The organism is Kitasatospora sp. cg17-2 (genome assembly GCF_054031055.1).
The window spans coordinates 39,912-56,781 of sequence record NZ_JBSSXW010000002.1; the positions used below are offsets into that span (position 1 = coordinate 39,912).

Annotated in this window: 17 protein-coding genes and 2 pseudogenes; 6 read left to right on the forward strand and 13 right to left on the reverse strand. The window is 70.5% G+C overall.

Annotation, left to right across the window (positions count from 1 at the left end):
- Positions 1-120: 120 nt before the first annotated feature.
- The gene (locus ACW14Y_RS40880; protein ID WP_456988784.1) at positions 121-2,451 is read right to left on the reverse strand and encodes a hypothetical protein; all 2,331 of its coding nucleotides are present in this window, start codon (positions 2,449-2,451) and stop codon (positions 121-123) included.
- A gap of 450 nt (positions 2,452-2,901) precedes the next feature.
- On the opposite strand from ACW14Y_RS40880, the gene ACW14Y_RS40885 reads away from it, so the two are divergent.
- Positions 2,902-3,342, forward strand: a complete 441-nt coding sequence (locus tag ACW14Y_RS40885) for a hypothetical protein (protein WP_456988506.1) — start codon at positions 2,902-2,904, stop codon at positions 3,340-3,342.
- A 660-nt stretch (positions 3,343-4,002) separates the two neighbouring features.
- Here the strand turns inward: ACW14Y_RS40885 and ACW14Y_RS40890 are convergent.
- From ACW14Y_RS40890 to ACW14Y_RS40905, 4 genes are all read right to left on the reverse strand, one after another.
- The gene (locus ACW14Y_RS40890; RefSeq protein WP_456988508.1) at positions 4,003-4,725 is read right to left on the reverse strand and encodes a prephenate dehydrogenase; all 723 of its coding nucleotides are present in this window, start codon (positions 4,723-4,725) and stop codon (positions 4,003-4,005) included.
- A 947-nt stretch (positions 4,726-5,672) separates the two neighbouring features.
- Positions 5,673-6,062, reverse strand: a complete 390-nt coding sequence (locus tag ACW14Y_RS40895; protein WP_456988510.1) for a hypothetical protein — start codon at positions 6,060-6,062, stop codon at positions 5,673-5,675.
- A 698-nt stretch (positions 6,063-6,760) separates the two neighbouring features.
- A complete protein-coding gene (locus ACW14Y_RS40900) occupies positions 6,761-7,306 on the reverse strand; it encodes a hypothetical protein (RefSeq protein ID WP_380308442.1) in 546 nt (181 codons plus the stop codon).
- A 332-nt stretch (positions 7,307-7,638) separates the two neighbouring features.
- Positions 7,639-8,169: a hypothetical protein gene (locus ACW14Y_RS40905; protein WP_456988512.1), complete on the reverse strand. Its 531-nt coding sequence runs from the start codon at positions 8,167-8,169 to the stop codon at positions 7,639-7,641.
- A gap of 539 nt (positions 8,170-8,708) precedes the next feature.
- Here ACW14Y_RS40905 and ACW14Y_RS40910 point away from each other — a divergent pair.
- Positions 8,709-9,017: pseudogene (locus ACW14Y_RS40910) on the forward strand (IS630 family transposase); the annotation flags it as partial.
- 21 nt (positions 9,018-9,038) lie between these two features.
- Here the strand turns inward: ACW14Y_RS40910 and ACW14Y_RS40915 are convergent.
- The 7 genes from ACW14Y_RS40915 to ACW14Y_RS40945 all read right to left on the reverse strand — a co-directional run bounded on the left by ACW14Y_RS40915 (position 9,039) and on the right by ACW14Y_RS40945 (position 12,892).
- On the reverse strand, positions 9,039-9,470 hold the full coding sequence (locus ACW14Y_RS40915) for a hypothetical protein (RefSeq protein ID WP_380308446.1): 432 nt from the start codon (positions 9,468-9,470) through the stop codon (positions 9,039-9,041).
- A gap of 183 nt (positions 9,471-9,653) precedes the next feature.
- Complete coding sequence (locus tag ACW14Y_RS40920; RefSeq protein ID WP_380308448.1) at positions 9,654-9,887, reverse strand: SOS response-associated peptidase family protein; 234 nt, start codon at positions 9,885-9,887, stop codon at positions 9,654-9,656.
- 68 nt (positions 9,888-9,955) lie between these two features.
- Complete coding sequence (locus ACW14Y_RS40925; RefSeq protein ID WP_380308450.1) at positions 9,956-10,297, reverse strand: hypothetical protein; 342 nt, start codon at positions 10,295-10,297, stop codon at positions 9,956-9,958.
- Between the two features lie 101 nt (positions 10,298-10,398).
- Positions 10,399-11,322, reverse strand: a complete 924-nt coding sequence (locus ACW14Y_RS40930) for a hypothetical protein (protein WP_380308452.1) — start codon at positions 11,320-11,322, stop codon at positions 10,399-10,401.
- A 126-nt stretch (positions 11,323-11,448) separates the two neighbouring features.
- Positions 11,449-11,730 carry a hypothetical protein gene (locus ACW14Y_RS40935; RefSeq protein WP_456988515.1) on the reverse strand — a complete coding sequence of 94 codons (282 nt, stop codon included), beginning with the start codon at positions 11,728-11,730 and terminating at the stop codon, positions 11,449-11,451.
- A gap of 26 nt (positions 11,731-11,756) precedes the next feature.
- A protein-coding gene (locus ACW14Y_RS40940) for an IS5 family transposase (protein WP_456988517.1) occupies positions 11,757-12,631 on the reverse strand; the annotation gives its coding sequence in 2 pieces (ribosomal slippage) (positions 11,757-12,284 and positions 12,287-12,631; 873 coding nt in all).
- A gap of 93 nt (positions 12,632-12,724) precedes the next feature.
- On the reverse strand, positions 12,725-12,892 hold the full coding sequence (locus tag ACW14Y_RS40945) for a hypothetical protein (protein ID WP_380308457.1): 168 nt from the start codon (positions 12,890-12,892) through the stop codon (positions 12,725-12,727).
- A gap of 297 nt (positions 12,893-13,189) precedes the next feature.
- Between ACW14Y_RS40945 and ACW14Y_RS40950 the strand changes: the two genes are divergently transcribed.
- The 4 genes from ACW14Y_RS40950 to ACW14Y_RS40965 all read left to right on the forward strand — a co-directional run bounded on the left by ACW14Y_RS40950 (position 13,190) and on the right by ACW14Y_RS40965 (position 15,752).
- Positions 13,190-13,891 carry a hypothetical protein gene (locus tag ACW14Y_RS40950; RefSeq protein ID WP_456988519.1) on the forward strand — a complete coding sequence of 234 codons (702 nt, stop codon included), beginning with the start codon at positions 13,190-13,192 and terminating at the stop codon, positions 13,889-13,891.
- Positions 13,892-14,221: 330 nt separating this feature from the next.
- Entirely contained in the window at positions 14,222-14,614 is a 393-nt protein-coding gene (locus ACW14Y_RS40955) for a hypothetical protein (RefSeq protein ID WP_380308461.1), read from the forward strand.
- A gap of 262 nt (positions 14,615-14,876) precedes the next feature.
- The gene (locus ACW14Y_RS40960) at positions 14,877-15,020 is read left to right on the forward strand and encodes a hypothetical protein (RefSeq protein ID WP_380308463.1); all 144 of its coding nucleotides are present in this window, start codon (positions 14,877-14,879) and stop codon (positions 15,018-15,020) included.
- Positions 15,021-15,323: 303 nt separating this feature from the next.
- Positions 15,324-15,752, forward strand: coding sequence for a DUF4240 domain-containing protein (locus ACW14Y_RS40965; protein WP_380308465.1), 429 nt, complete (start codon positions 15,324-15,326; stop codon positions 15,750-15,752).
- Between the two features lie 307 nt (positions 15,753-16,059).
- Here the strand turns inward: ACW14Y_RS40965 and ACW14Y_RS40970 are convergent.
- Positions 16,060-16,761 (reverse strand): annotated as a pseudogene (locus ACW14Y_RS40970) (transposase); the annotation flags it as partial.
- Between the last annotated feature and the right edge of the window lie 109 nt (positions 16,762-16,870).

Genomic DNA, 16,870 nt, shown 5'->3' on the forward strand with positions numbered 1-16,870 from the left:
GTCGGCCTGCGCCGGGACCCCGCGGCCCAGCCGCCACCGCGCGTCCTTCTCCCGCGGGCCCGGCCACCCGGCCGGCCGCGAAATGCCTTCGCGACCGGCCGCAGGCGGGCATTGCCGCCACTACTCCAGGCGGCTGTTTCCACCGCTCGCGGCAGGCGTGCCGACGGTCGCCAGCCGCAACTGCCGGACGACGGTCTGTGCGACCCGGTTGGCTGCCACCGAAGCCGGACCGGAGCGGTGGCTCAGCAGTTCGGGCGTGAGGAACTGGCGGGCGAGGTCCGTCTGTTCGGGCCACAGCAGTACCTCCGCGAGGCCCTCCGGGAGGGCCTTTCGGACCGCGGCGAGCCGGTGGTGCGGAAACTGCCTCTCACGTCCCATGAGCGCGAGGACGCCGGTGGTCTCCGGCCGCTGCCGTACGGCCAGGGCCAGCGCCTGCGCGGTCTGCTCGGCCGGCACGTCGCGGTGCCGCTGCTCGATCATGTCCGCCCACCCGCTGACCAGATCGTCACCGGCCTCCTGTGCCGCTGCCCAGACACCCCGCTTCTCGTGCCACAACCGCGGTCCCCAGCGCTCGACGGCCGCCTCTTGGACCTCGTCGAGCAGCCCGTCGACGGTGTGCTCCGCTCGGGACGTGAGTTCCTGGACGATCTCCTCGAGCGGGCGCGTGAGCCACTCGGTGGTCGCCGCCGCCCACTGGGCGCCGTGGCGTCGCTGTCCCTCCGGGGTGAGGAACTCGACCAGCGCGCGCTGTCGTTCACGGGTTCGCGGGTCACCGGGGGCGGGGAGCTCGGCCGGGAAGGGCGTGTCGAGTGTGACGGTCGCGCTGTCCGACCAGGTCTCGTTCCACCAGTCCTCGACATCCTCGGGGTCCGACGGATCGTAGGGCAGGTCGTTTTCGCCGTCCGGTCCGACATCAGCGGCCGCGGCGTCCCGGGACCACAGAGGGTCCAAGAGCTCCTGGTGCTCGTCGCCGCCCGCAGGGGCAGGGGGCCGGAACCACTGCAGCTCCTCGGTCAGCAGGTTGAGCAGGCGCCGGCGGTCGGTGCCTGCCGCGGGAGCCCGGTGGACGTACTCGTCCGCCCGCTGGCTCAGCCACTCGAAGAAGCGGACCTCCTCGGGCCGGTGGTCCACCCTCTCCACGTACCCCCAGTCCCTCGGGTGGTGCTTGGCGAGGAGGACGGCGATGTCGGCGGACGAGGCCAGCTCGCGGTGCTGGTAGTCGGTGCCCGCGTCGATGAGGACGACATCGAACTCGGCACGCGCGGCCGCGACCTGCCGCTCTGCGATCTCCCGGGTGAGGGAGCCGAGCATGATCGGCTGCCGCAGGACACCACCGGGCAGAGGCGCCCACACCCCCGGCTGCGGGGGCCCCACACGGAAGGCCGCGAACACGCCGACCGCGTCGTCGCCGGCCAGGACCACCACGCGAACACCGGAACGCGCCAGCGCGCCGGCCAGCGCCAGCACCAGCGTGGTGCAGCCCCGTCCGCCGCGCCCGTCCGCCGAGGCAACGGCCACCACACCCCTGACCTGTTCCGCGGCCTCCGGTGCCACCGGCCGCGGCACCAAGTGGTCGGGCTTGGGGCCGCGGACCTCCTCGTCCGTCGGCGCGAGCGACCGCCACCCGGGCGCGCCACCCACGAACAGACCGCCCCGGCGCAGCGCACGGCTCCACCGCGGCCCGTCGTCGCCGATTTCCGCCCGCAGTGCGCGCCACGCGGCGATCTCACGTTCGTGCTGGTGGTCGAGATCCCACAAGGGGGTGAGGCCGTTCTGCTGGACGGCCAGCGTCGCGGCGCTGACGTGCTCGCGGGCGGCCGTCGCACTGGTTCGCCGGCTGGGGAGCACATCAAGGGCGGCGTGCTCTCCGAGCCGCCGCAGCCACAGGTACGGGCTGGCCCGGTCGACGAAGACACGCAGGCCCGGAATCCCGACGACCGCGCCGTCCGAGGTCAGGCTCGGCAGCAGCCGGGCGAGGACGCTCCCGTGGAGCCCGCTGGCGGGCAGGAGGACCAGTTCGTCCGCGCCCGGACTCGTACCCCCGAGGCCGAAGAAGGTCCCCGCCGCGTCGACCGGGGGCAGGCCACTGGCGGTGGGCCGCGCCAGGGTAAGGAGAGCGGCTGCCTCCAGCCGGATCTGCTGGGGGTCGTCGGCGTCCGGAACGAGGCCATGGAAGAGCCCGCTGCGCCGGAGCCAGTGATGGGCCTGGGTGTACGACTCGCCTGTGTACTTGGTACGCAGGAGCGCGTTGCTGTCCTTCGACACGGAAGATCCCGACTGCGGCACGACGCCCCGGACCAGCATGCCGCGCAGAGGGGCGTGATGGTCATCGCACTGACGAGGCGTTCGCCTCTTTCCGTCGCCTGAGCGCAGCGTGTCCGGGCCGCGGTGCGCAGACGGTGGCAGCAGTCCCTGCCACCGCTGACGATACACCGTGCCTGCCGCAGCCACGGGTGATCCTGTCATCCGGCTCGGCGCCGCGTATCCTCCCGAAGCGCGCTCGGAAGCCGTCAACCGGCCGGTGGCGCGGTCCGAATGGCTCGCCGGCGGACGGATGCCACCGTCCGTCCTGCGAGACCACCCGGGAAGGCAGCCCGGCCGGAGCTTCGGCTGCCCGGTCCCGGGTCCGCTGCGCGATCGTCTCGAGCCGCTCCTGTCGCAGCGCCAGCGGGTCGTCCCGCCGGCCGGGAGCCAGGAGGGCGTCGTCCGGAACCCACGATCCCGGGTGCCGGAACCGCTCCGGGACGGACCACGTCGCACCGGTGGGCGAGCTCCAACAGGGCGGCGACGGCGGCGCGTCGGGGATGGTGAGGACCGCGACGAAGAGGTCCTCGCCTTCGCCGGGGCCGGTTCTGCCTCGAAGTGCCGCCCCGTACGCCGGATGCTGCCATCCTGTCCGCTATGACGAAAAGCAGCGGTGCCGGTTCACCAGGTAGCGAAGGTCCGGCAACCTGGGCGCTCCTCGCGCTTGTCGGTGGGCTCGTCTCCGCCCTCTACCTCTACTACACCGTGGTGACCTCCTGGTACGCGGCCCAGCGGTACGACGGCGGGAACTTCTTCTGGTGGCTGTTGCCCGTGGTCCTGGTCGCGGGCAACCTGGCCGCAGCCGCACGCGCCGGCTCGAACGCCTTCGCCACGTGGGGTGTCCGCGGGCTCTTCGCGGCCGGGACGGCCGGCGTCTTCTTCGTCTATCTGCACGCCCACGTCGCCAACCTGGTAAACCCAGTGGTCCAGTGGGTGGGGCCACCCAGTGGAGCGCTCACAGGTCTCCTCGGACTGCAGATCCTCCGCCTGGTCGCCGAACACCGACCCTGGCGACCTGCGGACCGCAGGTCCTCGTAAACGGCCCGGGGCTGCTGGACTCTGCCGGAGCCGCCGGCGGGGAGCTGACCCGCACCGGCCACTCGCTGGCCCACACGGCGGGGCGGCGCTCGAGCCACCGGTACCGGACCCGACCGGACCCGACCGGACCCGGGCCGCGGCTGTGGCGACCGGCCGGCCACGCGCAGCGACGGAAGCTCACCAGTGGTCGCACTGCACCTGCGATTCGGCGCCGGAGGGAGTCAGGGCGTGCGGGCGTGCCGAAGGTGGCCCCGCCGCATCAGGGCCCCGGTCGGAGCGACGGCCCCGCATCGGTGCCGTCCCCGGCCATCGCGAGTCCACGGCGCCTACGGCTGCCCTGCGTCACCCTCGGAGCGCCGCCGCCGCTGTCGCCTCCCGCCCTGGGGCGGGCCCCACCGGAGCGCGGCGCACGCGAACACGTGCAACCCCCTTCAAGACGATTCGCCTACGTGGCAGAGTGGTTCGTCGGGGAGCCGCAGCCGCCTCGTGGAACAGGCGCGCTGTTTCTTCGCTGTGAGACCGCCCACGCGGTGACTGCGCCCGGGCCCCGAGGCCCGGGCGCAGTCGCGTGAACGCGGCGGAAGCGAGGCCTCGGCCCGGCGTACTCCCTTTCCGGCCACGGCCGGGCGGGTCAAGAGCCCGACCAGCGGGCCCGCGACGTCAGCTGCTCGGCAGCGCTTCGAACAGGCCGCGGCCCGCGCGCTGCGCCCGGCCCGCCTTGACGAGCCGCTCCAGCGTCGCGCGAACGTTGTCGTCGGTGGCGCCAGCGCCGAGTGCCGCGGACACCTCGCCCGCCCGCAACGGCCTACCGGCCGTGGCCAGGGCGCTCAGTACATCGTCGGCAGTCCCCCGGGACCGCTTCGCCGTCGCTGGGGCTCCCGCAGCAGGCGAAGCCGACTTCTTTGCGGCGGTCTTCTTCGCGGTCCGGGTCTTCGGCCTGCTCTCGGCCGGTGCGGCGGCCTCGGTCGCAGCGGCGGTCGTCCGGGGCTTGCGACCGGCGCGCTTGGCGGGCGCTGCCTCGGTGGCGGCGGCCGCCGGGGCGGGCACCCGCCGTCGGGTTGCCTTCTTCTGTGCCGGCTCGTCGGCTGCGGGGCGCGGCCCCGCAGCGGCCTCGACCGGTTCCGGCTCTTCCGCTGCCGGAGCTTCCTCGGCCGGCACCAGCACCGGAGCGGAAGGCTCGACCGTCACGCCGACGGCGGGCTGCAGGGCCGCGTCAGCGGCACGCAGGCCGTCGAGGGCGACACTCAGCGACGTCACGTACCCAGTGACCCGCTCCAACTCGCCCTCCAGCGCAGCCTGTTGCTTCAAGAGCCCGACGAGCTGGATCTCGACCAGCGTGATGGCGGTTGCGACGCCGGAGTTCGTTTCGACGGAAGTTGCCAAGGGGTGACCTCACTCAATGTGGGAACGGCGACCGCCGCACGGATGATTGCCTTCACGACTTTACGACGCAACTGCCGCTTTACACCCGGGGAATCCCTCATCGGAGCGGCTGGCACCGGTTCACGGGCCGTCGCTGCTCCAGGGGTCGAGTCACACCCGTCGGCGTCGTGGGCGACGACCACGGCTTTACCGCACACCCGCGAACCGACGGCGTCCATGGTGAACGGGACCGCCCCGAGAATGTGCTGGCCGACGAGCATCGCGCTGGGTGTCAGGGCCCGTGCGTTCCGCCGGGATCCGCATGCGCCCGTGAACGAGGCAGATGTAGCCCCGTTCGCCGTTGTCGTCCGCGCCGGCCCCGAACGGAGCCCGCACCCCGGTTCCCGTACGGCCTGCGCCGCTCATCGGGCCCGGCGGGGCAGGACCGAACCCGCCCGGCCGCCGCCACAGCCGGATCGCAGCCCTCGCGCACCACGCCGACGGGAATCGCCTGACGCAGCCTCCGCCGGGTGGCAGCATGTTCTGCGACCGAACGGACGCATGTTGGCGGAGCAGGGTTGGGACCGGCGGCGCATCCAGACCGCCGTGATCGGCGACGAGCACAGCGACGATCCCGTCGTCCTGCCGTTGGAAGCCATTGAGGTCGACGCTTTCCGGCGGGCCCACCGCGGGGACACCTTCTGGTGCGGAGTCCTGCTCGGAGGGTGCGGCAAGCAGCTCACCACGAAACTTTATTTGGACAGGGCCTGCCACCTCGCGCACTTCCCCGAGCCCGGCGGTGCGCCCACGCCCACCGCCGGGCCGTGCGGTCCGGACCCGGTCGGCCATCGACTGCGGCGCTCACGCCGCCGGCGGGTACTGCGGATCGTCCGCCGGCTCCAGGCGGACCGTCGCACCGCCGCGTCGGGCCGCGCGATGATCCCGGCCCGGCACACCGGGGCCGGGGCTCACCCGCGTGCGTTCCCGTCGCCGTCCCCGCCGTCGCGCAGCCGGTCGAGGTCGGCTTCGGTGAGCGTCGGAAGTGCCCGGTCGGCGTCCCACAGGCCTGACACCCATTCGACCAGCGGCCGGACCGAGGCTGGCACGGGCTCCGAGCGTCGCACCACCTCGCGGCCGTCCCACCCGATGCTCTGACCCGCCCGCAGGTAGAAGCCGCCGATGGGGACCGGTTCCGGTTCCGGTCCGAGGTCGGGCTCGACGTACACCTGGTCCGGCCAGGCCTTGGCCGTCGTCCCGTTGACGCGCCATCTGTACTGCTTGAGCCAGGCGTGCAGATCGGCGGTGTCCGGCGGATCCGTCACGGTGAAGACATCGGGCAAGGGGCTGGGACTGGTCAACGGGCACTCCAGAATGCGTTGCTCAACGCGCGGTCGGACACCCAGTATCCAGCGCGCGCCACCCCGGGGCGGCGATCATGCCACCGGACCGGTCCGGCCCCGCAGCCTTCCGGAGCGGCGACTTCCAGTGCCGGCCGTGTGCCTCAGCGCTGCGACGGCCCCTGGGAAGTGAGCGCGCAGGGCGCCTGCCACAGGGGAACAACCCGAACAGAAGAGGCATCGCGGCAGGTGCGCGTCTCGGCAGTACGTCCCGCGGTGGCGGCTGGCCGGATCGTGCGCGCCTGGTTGGTCCTGGTGTCCGTGAAGGTCATGTCCGGCAACCTATCGGCCGGCACCGACACCGACAGGCCCCGACGGCAAGGCCTGCGCACTGTGTCCGCCTCCAGCCCGCCGCTGCGCGCACGGGCTCCAGGCGCCCGCTCCGGAGGCGGCTGTCGCTCGGGCGGTGGCGAGGGGAATGAGCACGAGGGCAGGGTGCCAGCACGTACTGACATGCCCGCCGCTCGGGAGGAGAAGCCGAAGCGTCGCGAGGGCGATGCAAGGGGGGCCGGACGCTGCTCAGAACGGAGGCTCGGGGCGGGAGCGCGTGTAGACGTGCAGGATCCGGTCACCATCGCTGTCCGGTGTGTGCCTGAAGGTCGGGTGCCGTTCGTGGACCTGCTCGACGCAGCGGCCGGGCAGCACAGTTGCCGCCCAGTTCAGCAGCGGTTCAAGTCCCAGGTCCGGTGGGCGAACAGCTCGCCCACCGGTTCGCCGCCCGCCGCGGTGAGCCGCCAGCGTCCGGGGCGGTCCGACATGTGGTTCAGCGGGGGCTCGAAGGCCAGGCAGTGGGTGGGAGCCTCCTCGCGCAGCGGCGCCAGGCCGGCCCGTGCGCGCTCCACTCGGTCCAGCGCGGCGAGCCAGTCGCGGACGGCGGCTGCCGCGGCCCCGGCGAGCGCCCGAGCCACACGCTCCGGAACACCAGCGGTGAAGTCGAGCGCGGCGACGGCCAGCCGGGCGCGCCGCTCCTGGAGCTCCGCGATGTTGTCCTCGTGGCCGCCGGCCACCGCTGGCCGACTGAACTCGGCGAGCAGCGCGAAGGCGTCGACCAGCGCGTCCACCGGTGACGCCGGCCGGGATGGGAAGATCTCGGCGAGGAGATGACGGGTGACCTCGTCGACCTCCGTCCAGTCGGCGGCCATCACCAGCACCGGCCCGGCGTGCGGACGGCCGACCCGGCAGTGGCGCTGGGGCCGGCGGTACAAGGCATCCCGGTCGGCACGGGTCCGGTGCGGTGGCCCCCCGTGCCGACGAGGCGCGGACTGGTAAGGACGGTGTTCCGCACCCGGGATCGGCCGGCCAGGAGAGCGTGTACGGCGGATGCCGTGGCGCTGCGGTTCGGCGCGCTGGAAGCCCAGGCTTTCGACGGAGGCACGGGCCCAGGGTAGTGGCCACGTGCGCAGCTGCGGGCCAGCGGTCAGGGCAGGTTGACGGATCAGCGAGCACCGCCTGACGGCAGGGCGCGAGGACGGCGGCCGAGCCTGTGACGGGAGACCATCCCCGGGCAGGGAAAGCGCCCGTGCGAGTACCTCCCCGGTCAGTCCTCGTCCCCGTCCGCATCGCCGATGAACACGCGGAGATCGTGGATTCCTTGCAGCAGCTGGATGACACACGACTCCACCCTGCCCAGAGCACGGCGGACCTCGTTCACGTCGCCGTGCCGGGCGTGCATATGGGTGCCCAGCGCGGTAGCGGCGGTCACCACCGCCGCTACCGCCGTGAACTGCGCCAGCGGCGCGTTCACCGCATCCGGGTCGTCGGGGTCGAGGAGCTGGACCGCCGTTCGCTCCAGCCGGGAGAGCAGCACGGTGAGAGCGACCTCCCAGTCCGGCCCGACCACGTCCATCCATCCCAAGTACGCGTCGCCGAGGACTGCGAGCTCGTCCTCGCCCGCGCTCGTCCGGGTCGTGGTAGCGAGCTCGAGCTCGGTCTTGGCGAGCAGGCAGCCCAGCAGCCGGGCGCGGTCCTCGTCCTGCGGGCCGTCGGGCCACAGCTCCGGGTCCGCCCTCGCCCTGAGCACCCACTGCCGACCCATGAGCCGGCACGTGCCGTGGCACGGTCTGCTCATGCTGGCATGACCGACCCGACCCGTGCCCACGGCGCTCCGACGGGTCCGTGGGGGCGTAGCCACCCTGCCGCGTCCGTCCCCCGGCCCGCGACCCCCGTACCCGATCGCGGGGGAGCAGCCAGAAGGGCGGCTCGGCGCAGTTGGCGGCCTGCCGGGGCGGGCACGAGGACGCCTCCACATACCCGGACACCGGCGGCGGTCGCGGCTACCAGTCCTCCTGGAACTGGCGGCCGGAACGGTGCTGCACATGGAACGGCTGAGCCGGCGGGGCCGGGCGCCGTCGCGGCAGGGGCGACCGCGATGGGTGACGCGGTCGTTACGGAAGACCAGCATCGCCCGGGAGCGAGGAGGAGCAGGTCCACAAGGCGGGCTTCACGTGCGGGTCCCGCAGAAGGGCGAGGGTCGCTGCAGGTCCGGGATCTGGCCAGTGCTCCGGCCGCACTGCACCTGCGGCAGCGCACCGTGCGGAGGAGCCCCCGTGCAGGACGACTGCCCCGAGCACGGCCCTTACGACGTCCCGTTGTTCTGGCACACCGCCCGCGCACAACGGGACGAAGATCCGCCGCTGGGCCGCCGACCACAACGTCCACCTGTGCTTCACCCCGAGGAACACCTCCTGGGCGAATCCGATCGAGGCACACTTCGGACCGCTGTGACAGTTCACGCTCACCAACTCGAACCACCCCAACCACACCGTCCAGACCCGCACGCTTCACCGCTACCTGCGCTGGCGCAACGCCAACGCCTACCACCCCGACGTCCTCGCCGCCCAACGCCGGGAACCGGTAAGCGTCCGCGGGGAGAAGGGCATTCGCTGGGGAGGAAGACCGCTGACCGATGCGGCGTGACGGCCGCCGCGGCGGGCTCGCTCACCCAGTGGAGCCGTCGAACACCTCGAAGCCCGTCTCCACGGTGCCACGGAACGCCAGCGCCCGGCGGTCGAGACCGAGGGCGTTGAGAAGGATGTCCAACGCCCCTTCCACGTCGTCCGCCGAGCGGCTCACCCAGATGAACGTGTCGGGGACGACCGCCCCCTCAAGCCTGCTCAGGGCAAAGTCGACCCGCTCGATGCGGAACATGGCAACGTCGACGTACCCGAGGTCTTCCCAGCCGCGTTCGGGGGTCAGACGCAACCGCGCCGCAAGTGCCTCCAGCGGCGGCTTCAACCCCGCCACCAGCTGGAAGGAGCTGGCGGCGAACTCCCACATACTCTGCTGGAACGCAGGATTGCGCTTCCCACCCTGGTACGACGGAGCTGTCTCCCACTCCGGTTCAGGCCCCGGAACCTCGATCACCGCCATGCCTACCTCCCGCCCGAACACCACCGTTGACCTCGGCGATCACCGTAGCCCACAGCCCAGATCAGCCACACCCGGTGAACGTATGCGGCCAGAGCATTAGCCGGCCCGGGCCACCGCGCGGCGGTCGGTCCCCGGCAAGGGCGGGCCGCCGCACCCTCGTCGTCAGCCGACCTCTGCCTGGCCTCAGCGCTGGTCGGCCGGAAGGCCGGCGGCGTTCGGATGGGGCAGGACCGTGGTGCCGGAGGGTGATTCCGTGGTCACACCGGTCATGCTCGGACGCATCAGAACTGTCAGGGCGTCGCGGGTCGTCCCGACGTTCCAACTCGGGGTGAAGTCGGTGTCGGACACCGCCGTCGAGACGTCGAGGAGGCGAGCCGGGTCGATCGGCCCGGTGGTGGAGACAAACCTTCCACACATAGACAATGCGTTGCACCGCAACGGCCGACTGCCACGGGACGGCACCGCCGTGTCGGCGTCCCGGCTGGTCACAGCAGCGAGACAGCAGGAACACCGGGAACTCGCCGGTCTGGAACCGGTCCCATCCTGGTGCGCTTGCGGGCTGTCAACTGGCCGTGCAGCAGCTCGTGGGAGATGCCGCGGGTGCCGCCCGGGTGGCCGGACAGCAGCTTGGCCGGCACTGACCCCGGGTCCCGAACCGGCCAGACGACCTGACTGCCGTTGAACTGCCAGGCCGTGGACCACCGCCGCGGCCAGTCCTCAGCGAGCACCAGCCTGCGGCGGCGATCCTCACCGCTGGTGAACTCAGTGATCAGCTCGGCGAGATCGCACACATCCGAGCGGATCTTGAGAGCGGTCCGCGTACTCATGCCCAAACGACAGCACCCCAGCGGCGCGCGCGGGGGCAGGATCCTCGAAAGAGATCCTCATCCCCGTAACGACCACCCTCCTGGGCGAGGGCCCGCCTGCTTCAATCTGGCACCTGGTCGGCAGACAGGTCTTTCCTGTAGCCGTTGAGGAAGTCCTCGTCGGGTTCCCAGTCAGGGGGCTCGTCTTCATGGTCGTCGAAGCGCTGCATGGTCATGCCAGCCAGCGGGAGTTCGTCCCGTGACAGGTCAAGCCCACAGACCAAGCAGATGAACCGGCGGGGAAGGAACCACTCCCCGTCGAACTGGTCACCAGATGTCCACTCCCGGCCGCGGACGTTGCCCTCGCTGCAGCAGGCGGGGCAGGTCGCGGGCTGACTCAGCCCCCAGACTTCCTCCGCCGCGAGGGCTGCCTTGAGGGCTTCGGGGTCGGGCGTGGCTCTGAGACGGTGAGTCAAGTCGCTCGCCGCCTTCCGGGCTTTCCGGATCTTCATCTCGTAGCGGAGCTGCAGTTCTCCAACGGACGTCTCCACGATCTGCCTGCTCAGGGCGTGGTGCGGTCCCCAAAAGGCTTCGGAGGTCCGGGATATCGCGGGAAGGAGCTGTTCGACGCACAGGATCCCGGCGGTCAGCAACTGCCGGCAGTCGCTGGGAGTGGCCGAACCCATATGCGTGAGCCCGTTGCGGACGGACCGAAGGACGTCCAGATCATCGCCCCTCTGGAACGGCTTGCCGAGACGGGTCTCTGCGCGCTCCATGGCCGTTTTGCCGTTGATGGTGTGCGGCTTGTGGCGGGTCTTGGCGTCGCCGAGTTCAAGTCGCTTGGCATCGCTGAGGCGCTCCTTCTCCACGAGGAGCGCTATGTCGATGGAGGCCAGGTACGACTTACAGAGATGCTCAATGGCGACTGCCATGTGGTGGTTGGCGAAGTCGGAGTCGTCCGGGCCAGCAGATTCGGAGTAAGAGTTGAGCGACGTCTCCGCCCAACGTCGGGCAGAGTTGAAGAGATGTTCGTGAATCTCATACACCTTACGGACGATAGACCGTACCCCTACGTCAGCCGCCCACCGGGACACGGAGGCGTCGCGCCATCCACTGCTCACCGTAATGGGCTAGGGTCTGTTGCGAAAGTGGATCAAGGTGGCCCGCGTGGCTCACAGACCACGAATGGCTTCGGCCAGGTCAGGGCCGTAGGACGCCCAGCAGATGATTGAGCCGTCGGCGGCGAGCTGGCCCATGAACCACTCGTCGTCAGCTCGGGCGAGGCACAGGTCATGGAACGACAGGATGACGTCAGGCTGGAGGACGTCGTAGTCCGCGGAGCCGGGTTGTTCGACAACGACGCGTCGTTCAAGCGAGAGCGGATCCGCTTCGGCGTCGCCGGAGACGGAACGGACCCGCTCGATCGTCCATCCGTCGGGGAGATTTGCGTTCACTGCCGCATGGTCGCACCCAGGGCGCCTCACAACCATTCGTTTATGGCGGCGACCAGCACCGTCGCGTGATAGCGGACGGCGAGCTTGTCGTACCTCGTGGCGACCGCGCGGTGACGCTTGAGCCCGTTGATCCCGCATTCGACCGCGTGCCGCTGTTTGTAGTCGACCTTGTCGAACTGGGGCGGACGGCCACCTCGGGAGCCGAGCTTCTGGCGGTTGCGGATCTGGTCCGCCTTCTCCGGGATGGTGCACTTCACGCCGCGTCGGCGCAGGTAGGAGCGGCTCGCGCGGGAGCCGTACGCCCTGTCGGCGCGGACCCTGTCCGGCTTCGTGCGGGGCCGGCCGGGGCCGGTCCTGGGTACTCGGATGGCGTTCAAGACTGGCTGGAACTGGGGACTGTCGTGCCGCTGGCCGGCGGTGACGAGCAGGGACAGTGGCTTCTGTCCCTGCTCAACCGCCAGGTGCAGCTTGGTGGTCAGCCCGCCGCGCGAGCGCCCGAGTCCGTGCTCGTCGGGCTCAGTGTCGACGCCGCCGGGAGGCTCCTTCTGTAGATCCCTTTTTTACGCGTTCCAGCGGCATGTTGGTGGGCGCGCGCGATAGTGGAGTCCACGCTCACGTCCCACGTGATCAGGCCTTTTGCGTCGGCCTCGGCCTGCAACTGTTCCAAGATGCGCTTCCAGGTACCGTCGCGCTGCCACCGCCGGAACAGGTCGTAGGCCCGGTCCCATGGCCCGTACCGCTCAGGCAGGTCACGCCAGGGCGCCCCGGTCCGAGTCCGCCACCGTATGCCATCGATCAACTGCCGACGAGTCCACGTCCGCGGGCGGCCCGGCTTCTTGCCCGCCGGCAGCAACGGCTCCAGGCGCTCCCACTGGCCGTTCGTCAGGTCACCACGTCCCACAGACTGTGATCATCTACGACCTTGATCCACTTTCGCAACAGACCCTAGTTGGGCCGCCACCTATCGCTTCCAACCGCCACCCGTCGGTTCCAGTCACATCAGGTACCGGAGCTCGTCGAAGACTTGGAGGACGACGACAAGGACGTGGTCGGAGACCATGAAACCCGCCACGACCCCGGGTGCGGTGTAGGCCTTGCGCAGGTGCTCGTCGGGGCCGATGGGTGCCGTCGTGGCGAGCGGACCGGAACATCGCCCGAACACGAGCCCGAGGCCCTCAGCGTCGCACCCACCTTTCACCGAGCGACGGCTGGCCTCCGCCTTTGCTCGGGGCGGTTGTCAGCCTCGGCCGCAGTAAGGGATGTGGTTGCCCGGCTCCAGAAGGGGCTCGGCCCATGCGGCGTGCGAGGCGCGGCCGGGGGCCCGTTGTGCTGCTGACCGACTTCGACCTCGCCGACTGCCCGCTGCGCGGGGCTGTCCTCACCTCCGGGCTGGACCCCGGACCTTGCGGACGGACCACTGCTGGCAGGATGTCGCGGACGGGTCGAGTCGGGGACGGGTATGGACAACTGGGATTTTCAGCAGTGGCGGGCATCGCTCGGAGCCCTCGACTCTCGGGCGGCAGCCCTGGTGGGCCTTGCTTCAGCCGAGCGAATCTCCGGCTGCCTCGGTGATGAGCGCTTCGGCCGCCATGGCAGATCGGGAGTGGAAGTCGTCAGCGATCTGCTCGGAGAATGCTGGGCCACCGCCTTGGCAGGTGAAGGAACGTCATCGGCTCGGATCCGGGAGTTGGCCAGCCAGCTGGCCAACTATTCTGGGGACTACCTGACTCTCTCGCTAACCGAGATGTTCCACTCGTACGAGCCACTCGCCGAGGAGGACGACGTCGAAGACGATGAGGATCCTGGCGATGGAGCCCCGGACCTCGATGAGTTTCTGGAGGAGGCCGAGCCCGAAGGCGCCGTGATGATGCATCGCGACGCGATGACGGCAGTGTCTGAAGCCGTTGCGGCATGCACTGGGGGATCGTGGGACGGCGCTCTTCGCTGCCTGCAGATCACTGCGATCGCCGCAAGTCAGCACGATCCTCGATTGCCCGGACCGGGCGTTGAGATGCAGCGCCAACGAGAGGACCTTGCGCTGGTCCAGGCCGCAGGGAGTACCGAGCTGCCTCGTTTGGCGGCTGATCTGCGAGTTCGCGCCCAAGCGGACGCTTTGGGGTGGAAGCGGGTCACCGAGCAACTCAACCTCCTGCACAGCTGAGGCATGGCTCCTCCGGGTCGCCAGTGGGACCGTCGAGCGACTACTTAGCCGCCTTGGTGAACAGACCACCAGGAGGTCCGGCACCCCCCGGGTTCAGTGTGCCGCCCCGGACCGGGGCCTCCGGGCCGGCCCGGCGGGGCGACGATGCCTTCCCGTGCGGCTGGGTGGTGCATGGCGAGCGGCCCCGCGCGCACCACCCGACCCCGGTCAGGCCGCTACGCCCCGCGCACCGGCCCGTTGTACCGACGACGGGAACTCGGCGTCCGGCTGGATCCAGGGGCTGGCGCAGTTCATGGCCGACCGCACAGGTCCGGTCTCCCCGGCGGCCGGATGGGCGGGGAGCGGCGGATCGACCGCGACCTCGCGCCGCTCGAAGGAGACTGGGACCTGCGGTTCGCCCTGCGGGTCGCGGTGCCGGACGCGATGGTCACCACCGGTCGCGACGACGACGGCATCAACGCCTGGATCCACGACGGCCGGACGTCGTGGGCGACGTTCTCCGCGGTCGGGGACGGCACGACCGTGCTGCACCAGGGTAGCGAGAGGCGCATCGGCGACGAGCTGACGCTCGCCTGGACCGTGTGGGAGGAACTCGACCGGCCCGAGCCGTACGACTACGGCGGCACCGTCACCCCCGACCGCCAGTGGGTGTGGCTGAACACCCCGGATGCCGACGGACCCCGGTGGCCCATCGGCGACACGGCGCCTGCCACGTCGCGCTGAAGGGCACCAGCGGCCGTCCACCAGCCCCTTCCGCCCCGATTCCGACGGGGCGGAATGGGTCAGTGGACGGCCACCGGATTGCTCCTCATCGGTGGCGCACTGCGACCGGAAAGAGGTTCGACGGTGCCCGGTCGGACCTATGCTGGAGGTACGACGGTCACTGGGGCCAGCACCCGGGCGGGCGTCTTCGGCCCTGGCCGGTGACAATGCAGGTCGACGCCGTTACAGTGGCCGCCCCGATCACCTGTCCGAGGAGACCGCCATGACCGATCGATCCGCCCGCCGTGACTCGGTTTGGGGCGTGGCGCCCGAGGACACGATCTGGGGCCTGATCGACTCCTCCTGGGGCCTGTTGGCCCGTGACACCGGTTGGAACACTCTCCCCGTCGGGGCCGGCCATCCCTGATCGGGAGATGGCCGGCCCGGTGGGACCGGAAGTGCCGGTTGGTCGTGCCACACTGGGCCCGCCCGACAAACACCTTCGTCCGGACCACTCCCGGACGGCGCCGTCGCAGGGCAGCGTGGGCAAGGTTGGATTCGGCCCGCGGACCGACCGACACCGTCCCGTGTCTCTCCGCCCCTGGAGGGCGAGCACCATCCGGAGGCCGACCCCGCTTGGCTTGACTCTGTCGGTGATCTTCATCAGTCCCACGGCGGCACCAGGCAGCTCGGTCGTCGGAGTGTCTGTCGTCCGCGTCATGCTCGCAGCGTGAACGAAGACACCTTCTGGCAGCTCATCGAAGACTGCAGGCCCGCAGGACCTGACCCTGAGGCCGAACTGCTCGCCGCCGACATCACCGAGCGCCTCGCCCGGTCCTCGTTGGCGCTGGTCACGGGCTTCGCAGAGCAACTGTCCTGGGCGCTCTACCAACTGGACCGGAAGGAGTACGGACAAGGCCTGTCAGGGGGACGCCTTCCTCTACACGCACGCCGCGGTCGTCGCCGCAGGCCGACCGGTATTCGGCAGGGTCCTGCAGGATGCCTCCGTCTTCGCCCATTCGTCATCGACGGCACCTGGGCAGAGAGTCTGCTCTACGCGCCGGACCGTGCATACGAACGCACCACCGGCGAGGAGCCTGGCCGCGATACGCGCCACGCCTTCGAGTCGTACTCGAATGCCGAGGGCTGGGCAGGCTGAGCCCCGACCAGAGATGAATGCTCCCCAGATTTTCACCGGTCGGGGTGAGATTGCCGCGATTCGCCGTCGTTGGCCATGTCTGGCTGCTGCTCTGGCCCCAAGGTTCGGGCTGTTCAGTGTGTGCGGGGGTGCCTCTATGTCTTTGGTCAAGGTGGTCGCGTGGCAGTGTGGCTGTCATGAGTGATGACGTGCCAGTTCGAGAGTCGGCGGGCGAGAGCGTGCGGCCGTGCGACTTCTGCGGTCATCCGGTCGCGATGGACTCGGTCGACGAGCGGGACTGCCCCGTGTGCGGCGAGGCCGCTGAGGGTCAGCCGGCTGCGGCGGGCGGGGGTTCGTAGAGGGTTCCGTCGCGGAGCATGGCGAAGAGGCCATCGGCCCGGCGTCCGGCGAGACAGAGCAGGGCCTGGGTGTGGTGCTTGCCCTGGGCGATCTTCTTGTCGTAGTAGGTCCGCGATGCCGGGTCGCCCAGGGCCGCGAACGTGGAGAGGAAGAAGGCTCGTGTGAGCTGCTTGTTCCTCTCCTGGAGGGCTGTTCGCCGCGGATGGAGGACTCCGAGCTCCGGGTCGCCGGGGCGAGGCCGGCGTAGGCGGCGAGGTGGACGGCGGTCGGGAACGTGCTGCCGTCGCCGAACTTGATCAGGATCCGGGCTCCGGTCCTGATGCCGACTCCCGGCATCGAGGTCAGGACCTTCGAAAGAGGTCGGTCCTCCAGGAGTTCCTCGATCCGCCCGGCCGGCAGCTTGCGCTGGTCGAGGACGGCAGCCAGGGGATCCGGCCAGGCTCGGGAGGATCGGCGCGGCCGCCTCGGTCCCCGGAACGGTCACGGTCTGCTCGTCCAGCGCGGCGAGGATCTCCTCGACCAGCCGCTCGGCCATCTTCGGCGCCTTCGGCCGCAGCAGCGTGACCAGCCGCCGGCGGCCCGCCTTGCGTATCTGTGCCGGTGAGCCGAACCGCTCCAGCAGGGCCAGGACAGTCCCCCGCTTGCGCGCCGTCCTGGAGGGGCGCGGACCGGGATACGTGAATGAGACTAATTCTCAATAAGGTTGCCGAATTAGTTACATTAGCGCTACCGTGGAGTCATAACCTGACGCACTGTCAATTTATATTTCCGGAGGCAGA